Here is a 17,587-nt window from a genome sequence, read left to right as displayed (position 1 = left end):
ACGGCCGAAAGCACTGTTGACGGATCTCGCCCAATCTGCCGAGTCCGCTCCTTCCATAAGGAATGCCTTGAACCGGTCGTCCCAGTACCTCGCCTGGTAGTGAGCTACTCCGTTCCGGAACCGCCTCAGGAGCTCGACGTGTGGTGACGCAAGGAGGTCGTCCAGCTCGCTGTCTGACAATCCAAGCTCCCTCCATCCCTCCATCACAACGTAAAGGCACGCGTACCAAAGGGATAGGTCGATCCACTGTTGGGTCCACTTGTCGTCATCGACTGTTGCCGCCCCCTCGGAGACCAGTCGAGCGTCGTAGTACGTGCGCATCTGGTTCGCCTGGAGAAAGTATCTGTGTAGCGAGAACACCTCCTCACGGGACGGCAACAGGGCTCCCGCTCATCTGCCGACTGACTCTGGGATCAACGGGGTTGGCCCGCGCGCCAGTCCAGCCAGGCGGCGAAAGACTTTGAGTCCACTTCATCGTCGGGGCTCAGGATCACGAGGGGCGGCATAGGAAGAGCCGGAAGTCGCCTTCGGCACGACCACGCCACACACTGTACCGGGCGTGTGCTCCGTGTTCTGGCCGACGACCTTGGCGGTCGACGTCTTATCCAGCGTTGGAGCAGCTATCGAAACGCCAGTCATGCCAATAGATCGAAGTCTCCTCGTAGCGGAGAGGGTGGGGTCTGTTCCGGACGAGCACAGATCGCTGGTGCGGCCGACGAGTGGACTTCTGGGGTCACCAGGTGCTCCGCCCTGAGCACCTGCCGGCAACCGTCGCTGGTCGGACATCAGCCCGCCTGGCTGCTGTCATCACGGACGTAAGGCTCGACAAGCGCGTTTACAAGACAGCCTAGAAATACTCCAGCACCAGATGCGATGTCGTCGTCTTCGATGTCTCTTCCATCGAATTCCGGATTCGCATCCATGTCAACGCGAACCCAGAACACATCGAGTCGGCGGACGACGTCACCAACTCGTGCGATGAGATCGAAGTCGATATCGATGTCCGGGCTGAACGCGACAGTCATGAGTTCGTGCGTCATCGCGTCTCGAAGCTGCTTGAAGCGCCGAAGGAGGTCGCGATCGTCGTCAGTCAACAGGCCGGCATTGGCGAGCCACTTGCAGCTGGCATCGAACCTGCCTCCGCCCAGCGAAAGCACTTCTTGGCTATATCGATCGTCGCGCTGGCTAGGGAAGGTGACAAAGTCGCGGACCGATTCGATGACAAGCGACTTGATGACCTCGTGCATCGTCGCCACCAGGCCAGCCACGGCGAGGTGCCAACGCAGGACCTCGGGCTCCAGTTTCGCCTTGAGGCGCGCCTCCATCGCCGCACGGTTCGGCGTCGTCGAGGTCCCACGCGGGCCGCCGAGAAGTTTCACGCGTGTAAGTATCGCACCGGTTCCTGGTGTGCCCACCGGAGTTTCCGCTGTTTGGGCCGCCGGACAGGACTGCGCTTCCCCTTGCCAGACCGCCTGTATCGCCCCGTCATGGTCGACCTCGCCCACCGGTGAGTGCAACGGGGGCCGGCCGCCGGCGACCGGTATCTCCGGCAGGGGCGTTACCGCTCGCTCGCCGTCTCCGACGCTCTTGGCGGCGGTGGCCCAGCGACCCGAGCCGCACCGCCAGATCCCGGTCGGCTCCACCGGCCTATTCGCCGTGGTGGTCGGCGTCGTTACCGAGCGCCCGCGCGGCCGAAGTCGTGCGGCGGCGGGAGGGGCAACGGAGTGGGCCTCCGCGAGTTCGCCAAGTCACATGGCTGCTGGTCCGAGGCGGCGCGCTTTGCAGTGGTGTGCCGATCAGTAACCAGGGCTGGTGTTCGCTGAAGTGCAACCGTCGACGGGGCAGACGAACCGACTTAGGTTCACCGCCCACCACTTCAGCTTTTCGGCAGGAGAGCTTGGATTGCCCGACGCTGTCGCACCGGGGTCCCAATAGTCGTCGTGCTTGTAGTCGAACTGTGGTGATCCGGAGTCGAACGCGGACTCCTTCGTGTAGCACATGGCATCGTTCTTGTCGTCGTTGCAGTGCGCGCCATCGAAGGCATGGGGAGCGACCTTCTGGACCGCACCCAGGTTGTGTCCGAGCTCGTGGAGGAACGTACGGCCCCGGCAAAAACCGCCGTCGGGTCCCGAGGCGTCGTACGGGCGGTAGACGATGCCGGTGGTGCGCTTGTTGTCGCTGTCGTTCTGCGCCTCCCGTCGCGTGTCCTGATACAGGTGGCCTTGACCGCAGTAACGAGAGCCGGCGTCGAGCCAGGCCACGAACTTCATGCCGGGAAAGCTGGCGGTTGGGAAGACCCTCTCTAAGTCGTTGTGGACGTAGGTGAACTGCCGGCTGGTGGCAAGCTGGCGCGACGTGTAGGCACTCTTCACGATGGTGATGTCGGCGACGGTCGTTCCGGCAACGCTCGAGTGGGGGCGCTCATCGAGGCGGATCCCCCGTGCATAGAGTGACCCTAGGAGCTGCGACGCGGCACGCGCATCGGCCTGGAACATCGCCGCGAACTTCGCGAACCGGGAGGCCGCATCGGAGCCTGCATCGGAGGGGTGGACGTAGACGAGGTGCACCTTGGGCAGGGTCGTCAAGTCGGCGATGTTGGCTTCATTGACTTGTCCGTCGTATTCGGTCGCCGACCACGTCGGCGTGAGGACATCGTCGACGGCGAAGGAGACCGGGATGCGGCCTCGACCCCTGGGGTCGAGCTCAAGGCCATCCGGTCCGTGACTGTGTTCCTCGGCAACGCTCGGGGCCGTGGCTGGAAGAGCTGGTGCGCGCTGTGGCGCCCACAACAAGAGCACGACGGGGAGTGCCAGCCAGGCGCGGTTACGGGTTCGCATACTCGCTAAGTCTGAACGGGCACCCGGCCCACCGCAAGGGCCGATGGCGCCTACCTGACACGCAGGTCGGACGCGGGGCGAAGTCTGCTAGTGGGGCCATCATTGCCACAATGCAGATCCGCCGAGGGTTCAGACCCCAGATGGAGACGGGGAAGCGGCCCCGCCAGGTCCTCGACGCTACGAGCCAACCGCAGCGCCTCACTCAACAGACAATCAGGCGCGTCGCGGAGCGGGTGGGTCGTGGCACCCCCGGCGCCGGTCGGAGCGCGGCACTCCCAGTCCAGCGATAGCGCATCAGAGCGCCAGATAGCGGGCGGGCGCCGAGCCTCTCCGCTCCGACGACGCCGGTGGTACCGGGCGCCCAACGGTGCCGTTATGCGGTCTCCGCTCCGGCACCTCGGCGTCCGGTCGTCAAGATGCCCCGGACAACGAGGCGCACATCACCGACGCCGCCGGCCATGTCCGAGGCGAGCGGGATTCAGCTGCCACAACGTGCGCCGTGGAGAGCGGCTTTGCCCGGCCGGCGCCAACGAGCCCTACCGAATCTTCCATGCGTGACAACGCCCCAGGTCAGGCTGAAGCCCGGCGTTCGGACTGTGGACAGTGGTGAGGCCCGCAGCTTCGCCTCCACCGACGGCTGCATCTGTGGCGGCTGCACCGGCAGCACGCACATGCCGCACGGTCTCGGCTTCAGCGGCAGCTCTGGAAGAGAACCTGGGCCATGCCGACCTGTCGCTCATCGACGCGGCCGACGCCCTCAGCAGGCGGCCCCATCATCGACGTCACCGCAGGCGATGGAGGCCACGCGGTCGGCGATGGAGATCTGCTCAGCAAGGCGACGAATGACCTGCTCGCGAGCCGCACCCAGGTGACGGGTGCGCCGGCGTCGCTCCCGGAAGCGGTCTGTCTCTTCATCGGTCCCCAAATGAAAGCGGCGACAGACCGGCCGGCGCGGGCTGAGCCGACCACGTCGCGGCGAGACGAATCTCGGTCGTGTTCGATCACGAAGTGGGGGCGGACGCATCAAAACGAGGACGTCGTGCTGGTCGTCGAGGTCGTGATGGTTGTCGGGGTGGTGGTAGAGGTCGTGGTCGTCAATTCGGCTTCAGTGGTGGTGGGCGACTCTCCTCCGGTGGTCGTGGTGGTCGGCCCCGGTTCGATGGTCGTAGTCGTCGTCGACTCCGGTTCGATGGTCGATGATGTCGACGCGGCGACAGTGGTGCTCGTGGTGGCGGATGTGCCGGACGAGGAGGTGGACGAGGTCTCCTGCTCCAGTCCGTCGACCAGGCCGGCGTCGGCAAGAAGGGTGATGATCTCCTGCTCCACCTCCTTGACTGCCGCATAGATATCGGGGAGCGCATACGGGTCGTCGAGCTTCGCCATCGCCGCCTCGATCTGCTGTTGCAGGTCCTCGGTCGGTATCTCGCGCAGCGTCACCACGAGTTGCACGGCGAGGGCCGCCGTCTGGCACTCGAGGCATCCGCCGTTGAGGGCCACCGCCACGTTGACCGGTGCCACCACGTCGGTCTGGCCGACGACCAACACCACCTGGAAGGCGACGGCGACGGTCGTGCAGTAGCTGCACGACGCCAGGGCGTACGCCTCGTTGCGGTTGAGCACCGGCGAGCCGTCCTTCACCCACACCAGTGCCACCGCCACGTCGTAGACGACGCTCCCGTCGGTGGCGTTCACCGCCAGCGCCTGGTTGTCACCGGGCCCTGGCGCGGCAGGCAGCTTGAACGGGAACGCCACCCCGGCGCGGCTCCCCTCAGTGGCGATCGCCAGCTCCCCACCGGCCTCGGAAGGCACACCCGGGCCTCCGGTGAGGATCCCCTGCGGCCCGTCGGCTCCGGGGACGACGAGCATCGCCGGCGCGTCAGCGTTCCTGGGGACGAGGGCGTAGCCGGTGACCGGGCGCACTCCCGGGATGCCCTTCGCCGTCGGCTCCACGACCGGGCGCAGGGACAGGAGGTGCTGGAGCGTGAGCCTTTCGTCGGCTCGGACCGGCCGGTATTGGCCGGAGGGCCACCACGCCACGGCGAGGGCCGCCAGCACGACGGCGGTGAGCAAAGCAAGTGCGCGGCGTGCGGCCGGGCGCCCCTCGGTGCGCCGCCACACGCTCCGCCACCCGCGACGGACCACACGCCAGATCATGAACGTGCTCGCCGCGACCGGGAGCAGGAGAGCGAACATCTTGAGCACTCCTGCCGCCATTCCGAGGATGTCGGCGTCGGCGCTTGCCCCGGCGATCACCCTTGCCTGCTGCTGGGCCCCGAGCCATGCGGTAGCAGCCAGGCGAGGGAGGAACAGCACGGCGAGCACGAACATCCACAGCAGCAGTGGCACGACGAGCACCACCCAGGCGCGAACCGTCCAGCGGGCCCACGGGCGCAGCGGTTGCGGCCGCCGTCGGTTCCACGGGAGCATCCCGGCGAGCGTCGGCTTGATGTGCTGGAACAGGTCGGGGACGCCGACCAGGTCCGAGAGGATGTGGTAGCCGTCGGCCCGGATCACGGGAGGAAGCTGGCGCAGCATCAGGAGCAGCTGCGCGGCCACGACGAGGAGGAGGGCGTCCACGCGCACTACCAGCCACACCGCCATCACGGCGACGGCAGCGATCGCGTTGAAGTACAGGCCGCCGAGGTCCACCACCAGCCGGCCCCACCGGGCCAGCCGCCGCGAGTCGTCCACATCGGTGTAGAACGCGGGCCACACGATGTAGAGCCCGGCGCCCATGGCGCCCGGCGTAGCGCCGGCGGCGCGGCACGCGGCGGCGTGGCCGAACTCGTGCCAGCCTGCGGACACCACCACGAGGAGGAAAGCGCCGAGCAGGAGACCCGGGCTGTCGAACGCCTGGCGGGTGCCCGCAGCCAAGCCGTGGCGGAACAGGACCCACCACGTGGTGACGGCGAACGCCAGCAGGACGGGGAGGACGATCGCCTTGTGGAACAGCACGGCGAACGGCGAGGTGATCCGCCTCGTCACCTCAGGGTTCGACACGACCACCTTGCACCGCAGCGCGAGCAGCGGGACCGGCTTCTTGGCCGGCGCGGACGCGCCGTCGGGGCCGCACACGAGCCCGAGGGGCGCCAGCTTGTCGCCGATCAGGAACTCGACGTCACTCGGGCCCACCATCTTGCCGCAGCGGCGGGAGAGCTCCTCGGCCAGCTCGGGCACGTCCCGTTCACCGTCGACTGCCTCGAGCAGCGAGTACAGCAGGGGGGTGAGCTGCACGATCTGGCCGTCGGCTCGGCGCACGATGCTCGGCGCATCGCGGTAGCCGGAGTCGCGGAGCTCGCCGAGCAGCTCGAGCCCCGGAGCGAGCGCCGGGGCTCGAGCTTCGAGAACGGTCATGGACCGGCTACTGCGTGATCTGCGAGTCCTGGTCGGCGGTGGCCTCCGCCGTCACGCCGTCGAGGTCCTGGTTGATGATCGCCGTCTGCTGCGACACGGCGGTGGCGTTCGACGAGATGGACCCGATGTTGGCGGCCACCGCGGCGTCGATCGGCGCGGCCACGTTGGCGTTGGCGGCCACCGCGCCAGCAATCGGCGCAGCGGCGTCGAGATCGGCGTCGACGTTGACGTCGAGGTCGAGCAGAGTGCCGCTGGCGTCGAGCACCGGTGTGGTGAGTGAGCCGTCCGTGGGCGTGTCGGTGGTGGTGTCCCCGCCGGCGACGATGTCGTCTGACTGATCGATCGTCGAGTCCTGCGGCGCCGTGGCGATGGCGTCGCCCGACTGCGTCTGGTCGATGACGACCGCCTGGTCGGCCAAGGCGACGGCGTCGGAGTCGATCGACAGGATGTTGGCCGACGCGGCCGCGTTGATCGGTGCCGCCACGTTCAGGTTGGCGGCCACCGCCAGGTCGACGGGCGCGGCCAGGTCGAGGGCCAGGTCGATGTCGGCGTCGAGGTCGAGCAGCGACATGACCTCTTTGTTCGGTAGCGGCGTCGCCGTCTCTGCTGCCAGTTCGGTCGCGGACAAGTGTTCAAGTTCGCTCATCGCACCATCTCCTCCGCCGTGGGGACAACGTACGACGTACCCCGGCGCGGTGAGGCGAAACAGCGAGCGGGCGAATGAGGTCGCCCCCAAGAGCGGCGGTTGGTCGTGGCGAGGGACCTCGACGTACCGCTCCGCCGGCGCGTAGGGCGACCGTCGTGCGCCGAAGCGGCCACTAGCGAGACCAGGAGGGACGATGACTGCGGCCTGCGCCACGTCGACTCGGCTGGTGAACGGCCCTACGTTGCGAGGACCGTCGGAGTCCGCTGGTGGTCTCGTTGGAGGCGCGCTCCCGTGGCCGCGGGGGCGCGGGAAGAAGCGCGCTCCGTGAAGAGCTGTGCGATCTCGTCGTGCCCGGCCATCGCCGATCCCTTGTCCACGTCGTCGACGGGAGCCGGGCAGCCGTGGGAGGTCCGCCATCCAAGCCATCGCGCCGCCACGCTTCATCGCGACGAGCCGGTAATTGCGTCCGACGTTCTCGTCGTCAGGCTCGTCCAGGGGACGGGCGCCCGGCCTTGGCAGCAGCGCATAGCGCCCCGTACGTGCGGGGCACCGTGTGCCCCACGCCGGCTACGGACGACGAAGCCCTGGGGAGAGGGGCGAGCTGGCGGGCGCACATATCACGCGCTCGATAACGCGGTCCGCCTTCCAGCGTGACCGCGACCTATCGGCGCGTCGGGTGCGGGTGAGGGGATACCGGGCGCCACCTCGCCTCGATCCCCGGAGGCACCGGTTGGGTTCGTGCCGCGCCTGGCGTGGGCAGAGAACGCCAGTTCCCGGACGGGCGGCGGCCATCAGGCCCGTAGGGTGGCGTCGTTTCCGGCGCCCGCGCGGTGCGGCTATCGAGCGGCGGAAATGGTCCTCGACGGACTTGCCCACGTCGCGAACCTCGGCGGGCCTCGTTCGATCGGCGGAGGCCGTTCACAGGGGATTGGGTGAACCGTAGACAGCGATGGCGGAGCCTTCGTCGATGGCGCAGGACCGACCGGTGTCGCGATGCGGCCACGCAGGCGCACTGACATCCATGGACCCAGGGACGCGCGGCCCATCCTGTGAAGTCCGGGCGAACGGTGTCCGCCCCGGCTCGACCTCCGCCTGCGCCCCCTCTCACTCGCGCTGATCCTCTACGTTTCACGCGAGGAGCACCCGAGAGGCGGCGACCATGGCACGACAGCGGAAGCCCACCTTCGCCAGGGCCAGGAGGCCCCGGGCAGGGCTGTGGGCGGCGCTGGCCATCGGCGTCCTCCTGGGGGCGTATGTGGCCGTCCTCGCCAACACCCGCCCCGACGTCGACGGCGATCGGCTCCGGTTCGACTCCTTCGTCGACCTGGTCACCGAAGAGCGGATCACGACCGCCACGATCCTCGACCAGGACGCGTTCGTCGTCGGCGACTACGTACGTGACGACGGAACCGCGGGCCAGTACAACACCCCCTACCTCAGGGACTCGCGAGAACGGCTCCTCGGCATCCTGCTCGACAACGGGGTCCCCACCACGATCGAGCAGCAGTTCGCCAAGAGCCTGCTCTATCCGGCGACGCTGCTCCTCCCTGCACTGATCGTCGTCGTCGTCTTCGTGTACCTCATCGTGTCGTACAGCCGGGGATCGGGGCTGTTCGCGATCCGGAGCGGGGCCCGGCGGTTGGGCTCGCAGTCCGCCACCGCACGCTTCTCCGACGTCGCCGGCCAGGACGACGCGATCGCGGAGCTTCGCGAGATCCGCGACTTCCTCGCGGAGCCCGGACGCTACGCCGCCCTGGGGGCGGCTGTCCCGAAGGGCATCCTGCTCTTCGGGCCACCGGGGTGCGGCAAGACACTGCTCGCACGGGCGGTCGCCGGAGAAGCGGGAGCCGCCTTCTACTCGATCTCCGGGTCGGACTTCGTCGAGCTGTACGTCGGCGTCGGCGCGGCTCGGGTGCGCGAGCTGTTCCGGGAGGCGAGGGAGAGCGCGCCGGCGATCGTCTTCATCGACGAGCTCGATTCCGTGGGTCGGCGGCGGGGCGGCGCCCCGGGGTCGGGCGAGGAGCAGGAGCAGGCCCTCAACCAGATCCTCTCGGAGATGGACGGCTTCTCCGTCGCCGACGGCGTCATCGTCATCGCCGCCACCAACCGTCCCGACGTACTCGACCCTGCGCTCCTGCGCCCGGGCCGCTTCGACCGGACCATCGGCCTCGACCGGCCTGACCAGGGAGGGCGGCTCACCATCCTCGAGCTCCACGCGCGCGGGAAGCCGCTCGACGCGTCGGTCGACCTCGACACCGTGGCCCGGCGCTCGGTGGGGCTCAACGGCGCCGACCTCGCCAGCGTCATGAACGAGGGTGCCCTCCTCGCCGCCAGAGCGGGACGGTCCGCCATCGTCCAGGACGACCTGGACGAGGCGCTCAGACGGATCCTCGACGCCCCCGAACGGCAGCGGCGGCTGTCCATGCGCTCGCGCGGCTTCGGCCGGGTGGACGGGCGCGGAGACCGCGTGACCTTCGCCGACGTCGCCGGCGTGGAGGAGGTCCTCGACGAGCTCGCCGAGGTGAGCGCCTACCTCACGGAACCGGAGCGCTACATCGCCATCGGCGCACGCCCGCCGAGGGGCTTCCTCCTGGTCGGGCCACCGGGTTGCGGCAAGACCCTCCTCGCCCGAGCGCTCGCGTCGGAGGCGAACGCCGCGTTCTTCTCCGTGGCCGCGACCGAGTTCGTGGAGGTGTTCGTCGGCGAGGGCGCGGGACGGGTGCGCGACCTGTTCGCCGAGGCACGCGCGCTGGCGCCGTCCATCGTGTTCCTCGACGAGATCGACGCCATCGGCGCCCGCCGCGGGGTGTCCGAGGGCCAGCGTGAGCGCGAGCAGACCCTGAACCAGATCCTCGTGGAGCTCGACGGCTTCGAGGCCAGGACCGGCGTGATCGTCATCGCGGCCTCGAATCGCCCGGAGATCCTCGACCCCGCGCTCGTGCGGCCCGGGCGGTTCGACCGCGTGATCACCCTCGCCCTTCCCGCGCTCGGTGCCCGTCGGGCCATCCTCGGGCTGCACGCCCGAGGAAAGCGCCTCGACCCATCCGTCGACCTCGACGCCGTCGCCCGGTCGACCCAGGGCATGTCCGGCGCCGACCTGGCCAACCTCCTGAACGAGGCGGCGCTCCTCGCCGCCCGGCGCGGCGACCGGTCGGTGACCCCCGAGCTGGTGGAACGGGCGGCGGAGCGGGTCGTGCTGGGCATCACCGCGAGCCGCCGGCTCACGGAGAGCGACCGACGGGTGATCGCATACCACGAGGCCGGCCATGCCCTCGTCCGTCGGGCGCTGCCCGGATGTCCCTCGCCGCGGAAGGTGTCAATCGTGGCCCGTGGCGACACGCTTGGCGCGGTGTGGAACGACGCGTCGGACTCGCCCCTCCGCACCAGGGAGGCGATGCTCGACGACATGGCGGCCCTCCTCGGGGGAAGGCTCGCCGAGGAGCTGGTCTTCGGCGAACCGAGCTCGGCGGCGGCCGACGACCTCGCCCGGGTGGACGCCGTCGCCCGCCAGATGGTCTGCATCCTCGGGATGGGTGACGACCTGCCCCGCCGGGTCTATCTCGACGCCGGAGTGGACGGCCCGCCGGGCAGGGTGTCCGATCACGCCGCAGGCGCCATCGACCTGGCGATCGGTCGACTGATCGAGGAGGCCACTTCGCGTGCCGTCGAGGTGTTGAGGTCCTCGCGGCCCGCCCTCGACACCGTCGCCGCCGAGCTCGTCGCCCAGGAGACCATATCGGGAGCGCAGCTCGAGGAGCTCGTGGCCCGTGCCGGCACGGATCGGGACGACCGACGGAGCGCGCCGATGCACCCGCAGGGCGCGACCTGAGCCGGTGACCGAGGTCCGCAGCCTCCCTCCCCACCGGCAGAGCCGGCGGGCACGGCGGCGGGAGCGCCGCCGGGCCGGTCTCACGATCCGACCGGCGCCGGCGAGGCGCAGCGAGGCGCCGGCGTCGCTGCGCCACCTCCGGACGCTCCTCGGTCTCGGACTCCTCGCCGCCGCCGCCGGGCTGGTGGTGATCGACCTCTCGCTCCCAGAGGAGCGCGCCGCAGTGGTCGGGACGGTCGCCGGTGTCAACGCCGGTGCCGGCGATCCCCGCGACATCGCCGCCCACAACTCGCCGGTCCTGGCCAGGAACCCCGTCGACACCGCGAACCTGGTCGTGGCGAACCGCATCGACACGCCACGCTTCTCCTGTGCCCTCCACACCTCCTTCGATGCCGGCGCGACGTGGACGACTCCCCGCTTGCCCTTCCCGGAGGGCGAGGAGGACCCGCCCCGCTGCTACGTCCCCACGGCGACCTTCGAGCCGGGCGGGACGCTCCACGTGGCGTTCAGCACCCTGGCCGGTCCGGGGAACCGCCCGAACGCCGTCTGGCTCGTCTCTTCCGCCGACGGCGGCCGGTCCTTCTCGCCCCCCGCCAGGCTGCTGGGCCCCCTGGCGTTCCAGCCCCAGATCGTCGCCGATGACCGGCGGCCCGGCCGCCTGTACCTGACGTGGCTGCAGGCCGACGACGTGGTGAACCTCGGGTTCGCGCGTACGGGCAACCCCATCAACGTCATGCGCACCGACGACGGCGGTCGCACGTGGGGCGCGCCGGTACGGGTGAGCGACGCCGACCGGCTGCGGGCCGTCGCGCCCACCGCCGTCGTCGGGCGCGACGGCGAGCTGTTCGTCGCCTACCTCGACCTCGGCGACGACCGGCTCGACTACGGGGGGGCCCACGCCGGGAGGGGCGGGGAGCCGTACCAGGGGTCCTGGACGCTCGTCCTTGCCCGGTCCCTCGACGGGGGTGACTCGTGGCAGGAAGCCGAGGTGGACGACCACGTCACCCCGACCGAGCGCATCCTCGTGTTCCTGCCGCCGTTCCCGGCCCTGGCCGTCGACCGGGCCAGCGGGCGCCTCTACCTCGCCGTCGCCGACGGACGGCTCGGCGACGCCGACGTGTGGTTGTGGACCTCGTCGGACAGGGGGCAGACCTTCGGCGTCGCGCGCCGGGTCAATGACACCGCCGAGCGGGACGGGACGGCGCAGTACCTCCCCGCCGTGGGCGTGGCGCCGGGCGGCCGCGTCGACGTCGTCTACTACGACCGCCGGCGGGACGGGCGAGACCGGTTCAACCACGTCTCCCTCCAGTCGTCGTACGACCGGGGGCGGCGCTTCGGCGGCCACGTGCGGCTCTCTGCTACGCAGTTCGACTCCCGGATCGGGTTCGGGAGCGCCCTCGGGATGCCGGACCTCGGCAGCCGTCTCGCCGTCACATCGGCACGCCGGCGCGCCTTGGCCGTCTGGGCGGACACCACGTCGGGCAGCGAGGCGTCGGGCAAGCAGGACCTCTCCCGGGCCGTCGTCGCCCTGTCCCGGCCCGCCGGGGGGCGGGGACAGGTCCGCACGGCCGCCGCCGCGTCCGCCGGCGCCGGAGTCGTGGTGCTCCTCTGGGCAGCGAGCGGGAAGCGTCGTCCTCGCGCACGGCGGCGGCCGGAGCGGGCCCGCTGACGCTCCGCCCGGCTGCCCACGCACTGGAAAGCGAGGCGGGATGTGTGTACCATTTTGGTCGACGTAGTGTCCGCCCTAGTGCTGACAACGTCTTCCAGCGCCCAGGGGAAGGGACGGCTCGAGATGTCTCGGACGCGACGACTGTTGGCCCTGGCGGCGACGGCGACCGCGGCGGTCGTGCTCGGCGGTGCGGCGGTCACCTGGGCATGCACCGGACAGGGGTCGATCATGCTCTCGCCAGCCTCCGGACCCAGCGGCACGGTCGTCACGGTGAAGGGCACCGGGTTCGGGGCGAATCCGGTCGAGGTCCGTTGGGGGTCGGCATCGAGCACCTCACCCCTCCTCGGAACCGCGCCGAGCGGCAACTTCGCCATCGACGTCAAGGTTCCGGACGCACCCAGCGGCGTGTACTACATCGTCGCGGTGCCGACGACGACCCCGGAGGGCACCGAGCGGGCGCCCGGCTCCGCGGCGTTCACGGTGACGGTCCCGGTTGCCGAACCGACGCCGGTCACCCCGGCGCCCCAGCCGGCGCAGCCCCAGCCGCAGCCCCAGACACAGGCGGTGCAGCCGCAGCAGGAGGCGCTGCAGCAGCCGGCGCCGGCGGCGGCAGCCCAGCCGGTGGCATCCCCCGCCCCCCAGTCGTCCACCGGCCAGAGCGCGCCAGCTGCCGTCGCTGCCGGGCCCGTTGCGGCCGCCAGGACGAGCCGACCCGCCGCCACGGCGCCGGCGCCGGCCACGGCCGCCCCCGCTCCGTCGCCCGCCACGGCCGCCGCCGACGCTCCGGCCGTCGAGCTCGCCGACGCCACGACCGTGGAGGCGCCGCCCGCGGTGACCCCGGAGCCGCTGCCCGTGCCCGAGGCCGACGATGACGCAGCCAGCCGCTTCGGCAGCGCCCCCGTTGGCCTGGAGGATGTGACGGAGGCCGACCGGCTCGGCGCCGGCATGGCGCTCGGCGCGGTGCTCCTTTCCGTCGGCCTCGTCACGGTTCTGGGCGCCGGGCTCGTGGCCGTCTCCCGTCGCCGCCGGGCCACCTCCCCTCGCGTTGTCCGGCGTTAGCGGCGGAAGCGCGGCGGGCGGTGCCCGTCGCGCTTCTCGGCGGATCTCACGCATCGGCGCCTGCTCCCTCCTGCTCGCCCTCGGCTGTCTTGCCGTCCCCGACGGGCTGACGCCCGCCCTCGGCCAGACGCCGGCGCTGCGACTGGCGGAGAACTACGAGGTGCAGAGGATCAACAGCCCCACGCCCGCGCAAGGAGGCCAGCTGGGTTGGCTCGGCATCGCGAACGGGGGCGACCTCGACGGTGACGGCAAGGACGATCTCCTGGTCCCCCAGTACAACGGGCCGGGCGCCATCCATCTCATCAGCGGTGCCACCGGGGCCGTGATCCGGACGCTGACCCTCCCGGATCCGTCCGCCCTCGGCACGACGAGCGGCAACTTCGTGTATCCCGCCAAGCTGGCGGATCTCGGCTCTTGCGCCGGCGGGCAGGTGAGCCAGACGTGCGCCCAGAACCCGATCGGAGCAGCCGACGGCGTCCCCGAGATCGTGGTCGGCGCCTACGGCGTCGACCTCGAGGCGCCCGATCTCGGGCGTGCCTACGTCTTCGACGGCGCCACCGGTGCGGTGCTGAAGCGCGTGCAGATGCCGCCAGCCGACCGTGCGTCCGAGGCGGCCCAGTTCCCCGGCGGCAAGGGGTTCGGCTTCGGACGCGGCGTGGTCTCGCCCGCCAGCCCCTTCCCCGCCGACGCGCCCACCGCGGTCAAGATCGGCGACCTCGACGGGGGCGGCGTCGGCGACTTCCTCGTCGGCAACCCGACCTTCTACGAGCTGGGCCCGGCCACCAACCCGTCGTGCGACCCCGGGCCCTGTCCAGGATCGGGCCGGGTGTACGCCTACCGGGGCGAGGACATCGCCGGCACGGATCCGAACCAGGTGCTGGAGACCCCGTTCGAGATCATGAGGAACCCGATGTCGCAGAGCGGCGAGCCGCACGACCGGTTCGGCCATGCCATCCTGCCCATCGGCGACGTGGGACGGTGCACCACCGACCCCGGCGCGGGCGCAACCTGCCCGGAGGACGACCGCACCACCACGCGCGATGGCCGCCCCGACTTCGTCGTCGCGCAGCACCGCGCCGAGTTCCCGCCCGGGTTCCCCGACTCCGGCGTGGTGTGGCTCCACGACGGCCGCAGCGGCGCCGTCCTCAACATGTACCCCCATCCGGAGCCGCAGGTCGGCTCGCAGTTCGGCTACACGGTCGGCAGCATGTCCACCGCCATCGGGGACGTCGGGAACACCGTGGCGCCCGACATCCTGGTCGCCGCGGTCGGCCAGGGCGTCCAGTTCACCCACCAGGGCCGCGCCTACATCCTGAACGGCAACTACCTGGCGGCCGGGAGCGGGATCACCCTGGGCCGCCTCGACGACCCGACGCCGCACCGGGGCGAGAACTTCGGTGCGCCGTTCGCCGGCGTGGGCGACGTGGCCGGCGACCCCCGCAACGAGGTGCTCATCGGCAACGCCGGGCCATGGCAGACCGGCGACATCGACAACCAGTTCCTGTCCGACGTCCACGTTTTCAGTCCCGCCAGCGAGACGGTGGTGAAGACGTTCGCCGACCCGGACCAGCGGCTCAACAGCGGGTTCGGGCAAGGGGTGGCGCAGCTCGGCGACGTCAACGGTGACGGGTTCATGGACTTCGCGTTCACTTCCGGCTTCTTCACGGACACGGTGTTCCGCGAGGGGCGGCTCTACATCTTCCGCAGCACCACGGCCAGCACGACCACGACGACGTCCGTGACCTCCACGACGACCACGACGGGCACGTCCTCAACGTCGCCGACGACAACGCCGGCCCCCGTCGAGCCGCGAGATGGCTACGCCCTGGCCGCGGACGACGGTGGCGTCTTCAGCTTCGGGGACGCCGGGTTCTTCGGGTCCACGGGAGCACTGCGGCTCGCCAAGCCGATCGTCGACATCGAGTACACCCCTAGCGGACGCGGGTACTGGCTGGTCGCGTCCGACGGCGGCGTGTTCGCCTTCGGCGACGCGCGCTTCCTCGGGTCGACGGGGGCAATGACGCTCGCCCAGCCGGTCGTGGGGATGGCTGCGACGCCGTCGGGCAACGGGTACTGGCTGGTCGCCGCCGACGGCGGGGTCTTCGCCTTCGGTGACGCCGTGTTCCGCGGCTCGACGGGCGGGATGCGCCTGGCGCGCCCGGTCGTCGACATCGAGCGCTCGGCCTCCGGCGCCGGTTACTGGCTGGTGGGCTCGGACGGCGGGATCTTCGCCTTCGGGGACGCGGTCTTCCACGGCTCGACCGGCGCCACGAGGTTGGTGCAGCCGATCGTGGGGATGAGCCGCACGCGGAGCGGCGGGTACCACCTCGTGGCCGCCGACGGCGGCGTGTTCGCTTTCGGTGGCGCCGTCTTCCACGGCTCCACGGGCGGCATCCGCCTCGCCTCGCCGATCGTCGCCATGGCGGAGGTGAGCGACGGGTCGGGGTACTGGCTCTGCGCCGGGGACGGTGGCGTCTTCGCCTTCGGGAACGCCCGGTTCCGCGGCTCCATGGGGAGCCGCCCGCTCAATCGTCCGGTTGTCGGCTGTTCGGCGGCGGCTGCGTAGCGGTCGTCGCCGCCGGAGTGCCTGAGCCGGCTCTGCCGCTACGGTGTGAACCGGGAACGGCGGCGCGGAACATGGCCACGATGTGTGGACCGTCGGCGACGAGCCGGGCCGTCGACTTCTGCCGGTGGCCACCGCCAGTGCGGCGGGGCGGGCAGCTCTCCGGTCGCTCGATAGCGCTCGCCGGTGACGTGCCCGTCGGAGCCGGTTCAGCGAGCGCAATCGCCCCGTAGCGCTCGTTGGGCTTCCGGGCTGGTGTGCCTCGAGTCGACGCCTGCGATCTGCGAGGCACTGCGGGACCGCCCGAGAACGCGCGCTCCATAATCCGGGTCGCTAACAACTCTCGGGACGACTGAACGGCGCGTCTGGGGCTGCTCGGCAGGCATGATCCGGGTCTGAACCTCGCCCTGCTCCACCCGTTGCCACTCGATGGCTCGATTCGGCCCCGCGCCTTGGGGGAACTCTCCGACGCTGTCGTGGCACCGACGCTGTACTCGGTCGGATCCGTGCTGACAGCTTGGGCCGCTGCCGTCCTCGACCTCATGGATCATGGCGAGTGGGTTGTCGTCGGGAGCTCCGCTGGAGCCTCCTGCGCGCTGGAGCTCGCCGGCCTTGACCAATCACGGATCCGAGGGCTGGTGCTGATCCGTCGCCCGCCAGCAGCATGGGACCACCTGACGGTGAGTTTCGCCAGCAGCATGGGACCACCTCTTCGCCAGTCATGGGACCATCCCTGAGCATCCACCACCACCGGCGCCGCTGAGGTTGGCATCGCCACCTGACCGACAGCGGCCCAGGAAGGTGGCGATGAGCTTCAGGGAGGTTCCAGTGCACGAGATTCGAGAGGTCCTGCGGCTGTGGCTGCGGGGCGAGGGGCAGCGCTCCATCGCCCGGCTGGCGGCCGTCGACCGAAAGACGGTGCGGCGCTACGTGGAGGCGGCCACCGGTGCCGGCCTCGACCGTGACGCCGGCGAGGAGGCGCTCGGCGACGAGCTGATTTCCGTTGTGTGCGAAGCGGTTCGTCCCCACCGCCCCGACGGCCACGGCGCTGCCTGGGCGGTGGCCGCCGCCCACCACGACCAGCTGAAGGCCTGGCTGGTCGACCAGGACCTGACCGTGGTCAAGGCCCACGAACTGGAGCGCCAGGGCGTGGTGCTGCCCCAGCGCACGCTTCACCGCTACGCGCTGGAGGTGCTCGACGTCGGCCGCTCGGCCAGGACGACGACCGTGCGAGTGGCCGACGGCGAGCCCGGGTCCGAGCTGCAGGTGGACTTCGGCAAGATGGGCCTGATCCTCGACGCCGACACCGGCCGGCGCCGGGTGTGCCACGCGCTCATCTTCACCGCCTGCTACTCCCGGCACTGCTACGTGTGGCTGAGCTTCACCCAGACCACCGAGGCGGTGATCGCCGGCTTCGAGGCGGCGTGGTCGTTCTTCGCCGGGGTCTTCCGGGTTGTCATCCCCGAAAATGTGCCGCGGCACATTTTCGGGGTTCTGTACCCGCGCGCGTTATGCGCCCGGCGCTCCCGGAATCCGGGCGGGACCGGCGGTGAACGGCTCCGGGTAGCCGAGCGCGGGCACATAACGCGAACGCTCCCGCCAGGGTGCTTCCTCCGGCTCACGCTCAGAG

Annotated in this window: 10 protein-coding genes; 5 read left to right on the top strand and 5 right to left on the bottom strand. The window is 70.5% G+C overall.

Annotated features, from left to right (window positions below; translation table 11 throughout):
- From VM242_04250 to VM242_04230, 5 genes are all read right to left on the bottom strand, one after another.
- Positions 1-360 (bottom strand): hypothetical protein (locus tag VM242_04250; GenBank protein ID HVM04364.1); only part of this gene is annotated, 360 nt, incomplete at its 3' end.
- Positions 361-785: 425 nt separating this feature from the next.
- Positions 786-1,505, bottom strand: coding sequence for a hypothetical protein (locus VM242_04245; protein ID HVM04363.1), 720 nt, complete (start codon positions 1,503-1,505; stop codon positions 786-788).
- 291 nt (positions 1,506-1,796) lie between these two features.
- Complete coding sequence (locus tag VM242_04240; GenBank protein HVM04362.1) at positions 1,797-2,837, bottom strand: hypothetical protein; 1,041 nt, start codon at positions 2,835-2,837, stop codon at positions 1,797-1,799.
- 1,023 nt (positions 2,838-3,860) lie between these two features.
- The gene (locus VM242_04235; protein HVM04361.1) at positions 3,861-6,191 is read right to left on the bottom strand and encodes a hypothetical protein; all 2,331 of its coding nucleotides are present in this window, start codon (positions 6,189-6,191) and stop codon (positions 3,861-3,863) included.
- 7 nt (positions 6,192-6,198) lie between these two features.
- Positions 6,199-6,762, bottom strand: coding sequence for a hypothetical protein (locus VM242_04230; GenBank protein HVM04360.1), 564 nt, complete (start codon positions 6,760-6,762; stop codon positions 6,199-6,201).
- Positions 6,763-7,996: 1,234 nt separating this feature from the next.
- On the opposite strand from VM242_04230, the gene VM242_04225 reads away from it, so the two are divergent.
- The 5 genes from VM242_04225 to VM242_04205 form a co-directional block, all read left to right on the top strand.
- A complete protein-coding gene (locus VM242_04225; protein ID HVM04359.1) occupies positions 7,997-10,666 on the top strand; it encodes an AAA family ATPase in 2,670 nt (889 codons plus the stop codon).
- 4 nt (positions 10,667-10,670) lie between these two features.
- Positions 10,671-12,335, top strand: a complete 1,665-nt coding sequence (locus tag VM242_04220; protein ID HVM04358.1) for a sialidase family protein — start codon at positions 10,671-10,673, stop codon at positions 12,333-12,335.
- A 228-nt stretch (positions 12,336-12,563) separates the two neighbouring features.
- Positions 12,564-13,394 carry a hypothetical protein gene (locus VM242_04215; protein HVM04357.1) on the top strand — a complete coding sequence of 277 codons (831 nt, stop codon included), beginning with the start codon at positions 12,564-12,566 and terminating at the stop codon, positions 13,392-13,394.
- A complete protein-coding gene (locus VM242_04210; GenBank protein HVM04356.1) occupies positions 13,381-15,960 on the top strand; it encodes an integrin alpha in 2,580 nt (859 codons plus the stop codon). Before VM242_04215 ends, VM242_04210 begins: the two co-directional genes overlap by 14 nt.
- An 825-nt stretch (positions 15,961-16,785) precedes the next feature.
- On the top strand, positions 16,786-17,587 hold an 802-nt coding region (locus tag VM242_04205; GenBank protein ID HVM04355.1), incomplete at its 3' end, for a hypothetical protein.

Source organism: Acidimicrobiales bacterium (assembly GCA_035540975.1).
Taxonomy (GTDB): domain Bacteria; phylum Actinomycetota; class Acidimicrobiia; order Acidimicrobiales.
The sequence above is the reverse complement of the archived record's forward strand: the minus strand, read 5'-3'. Positions and strand labels throughout refer to the sequence as shown.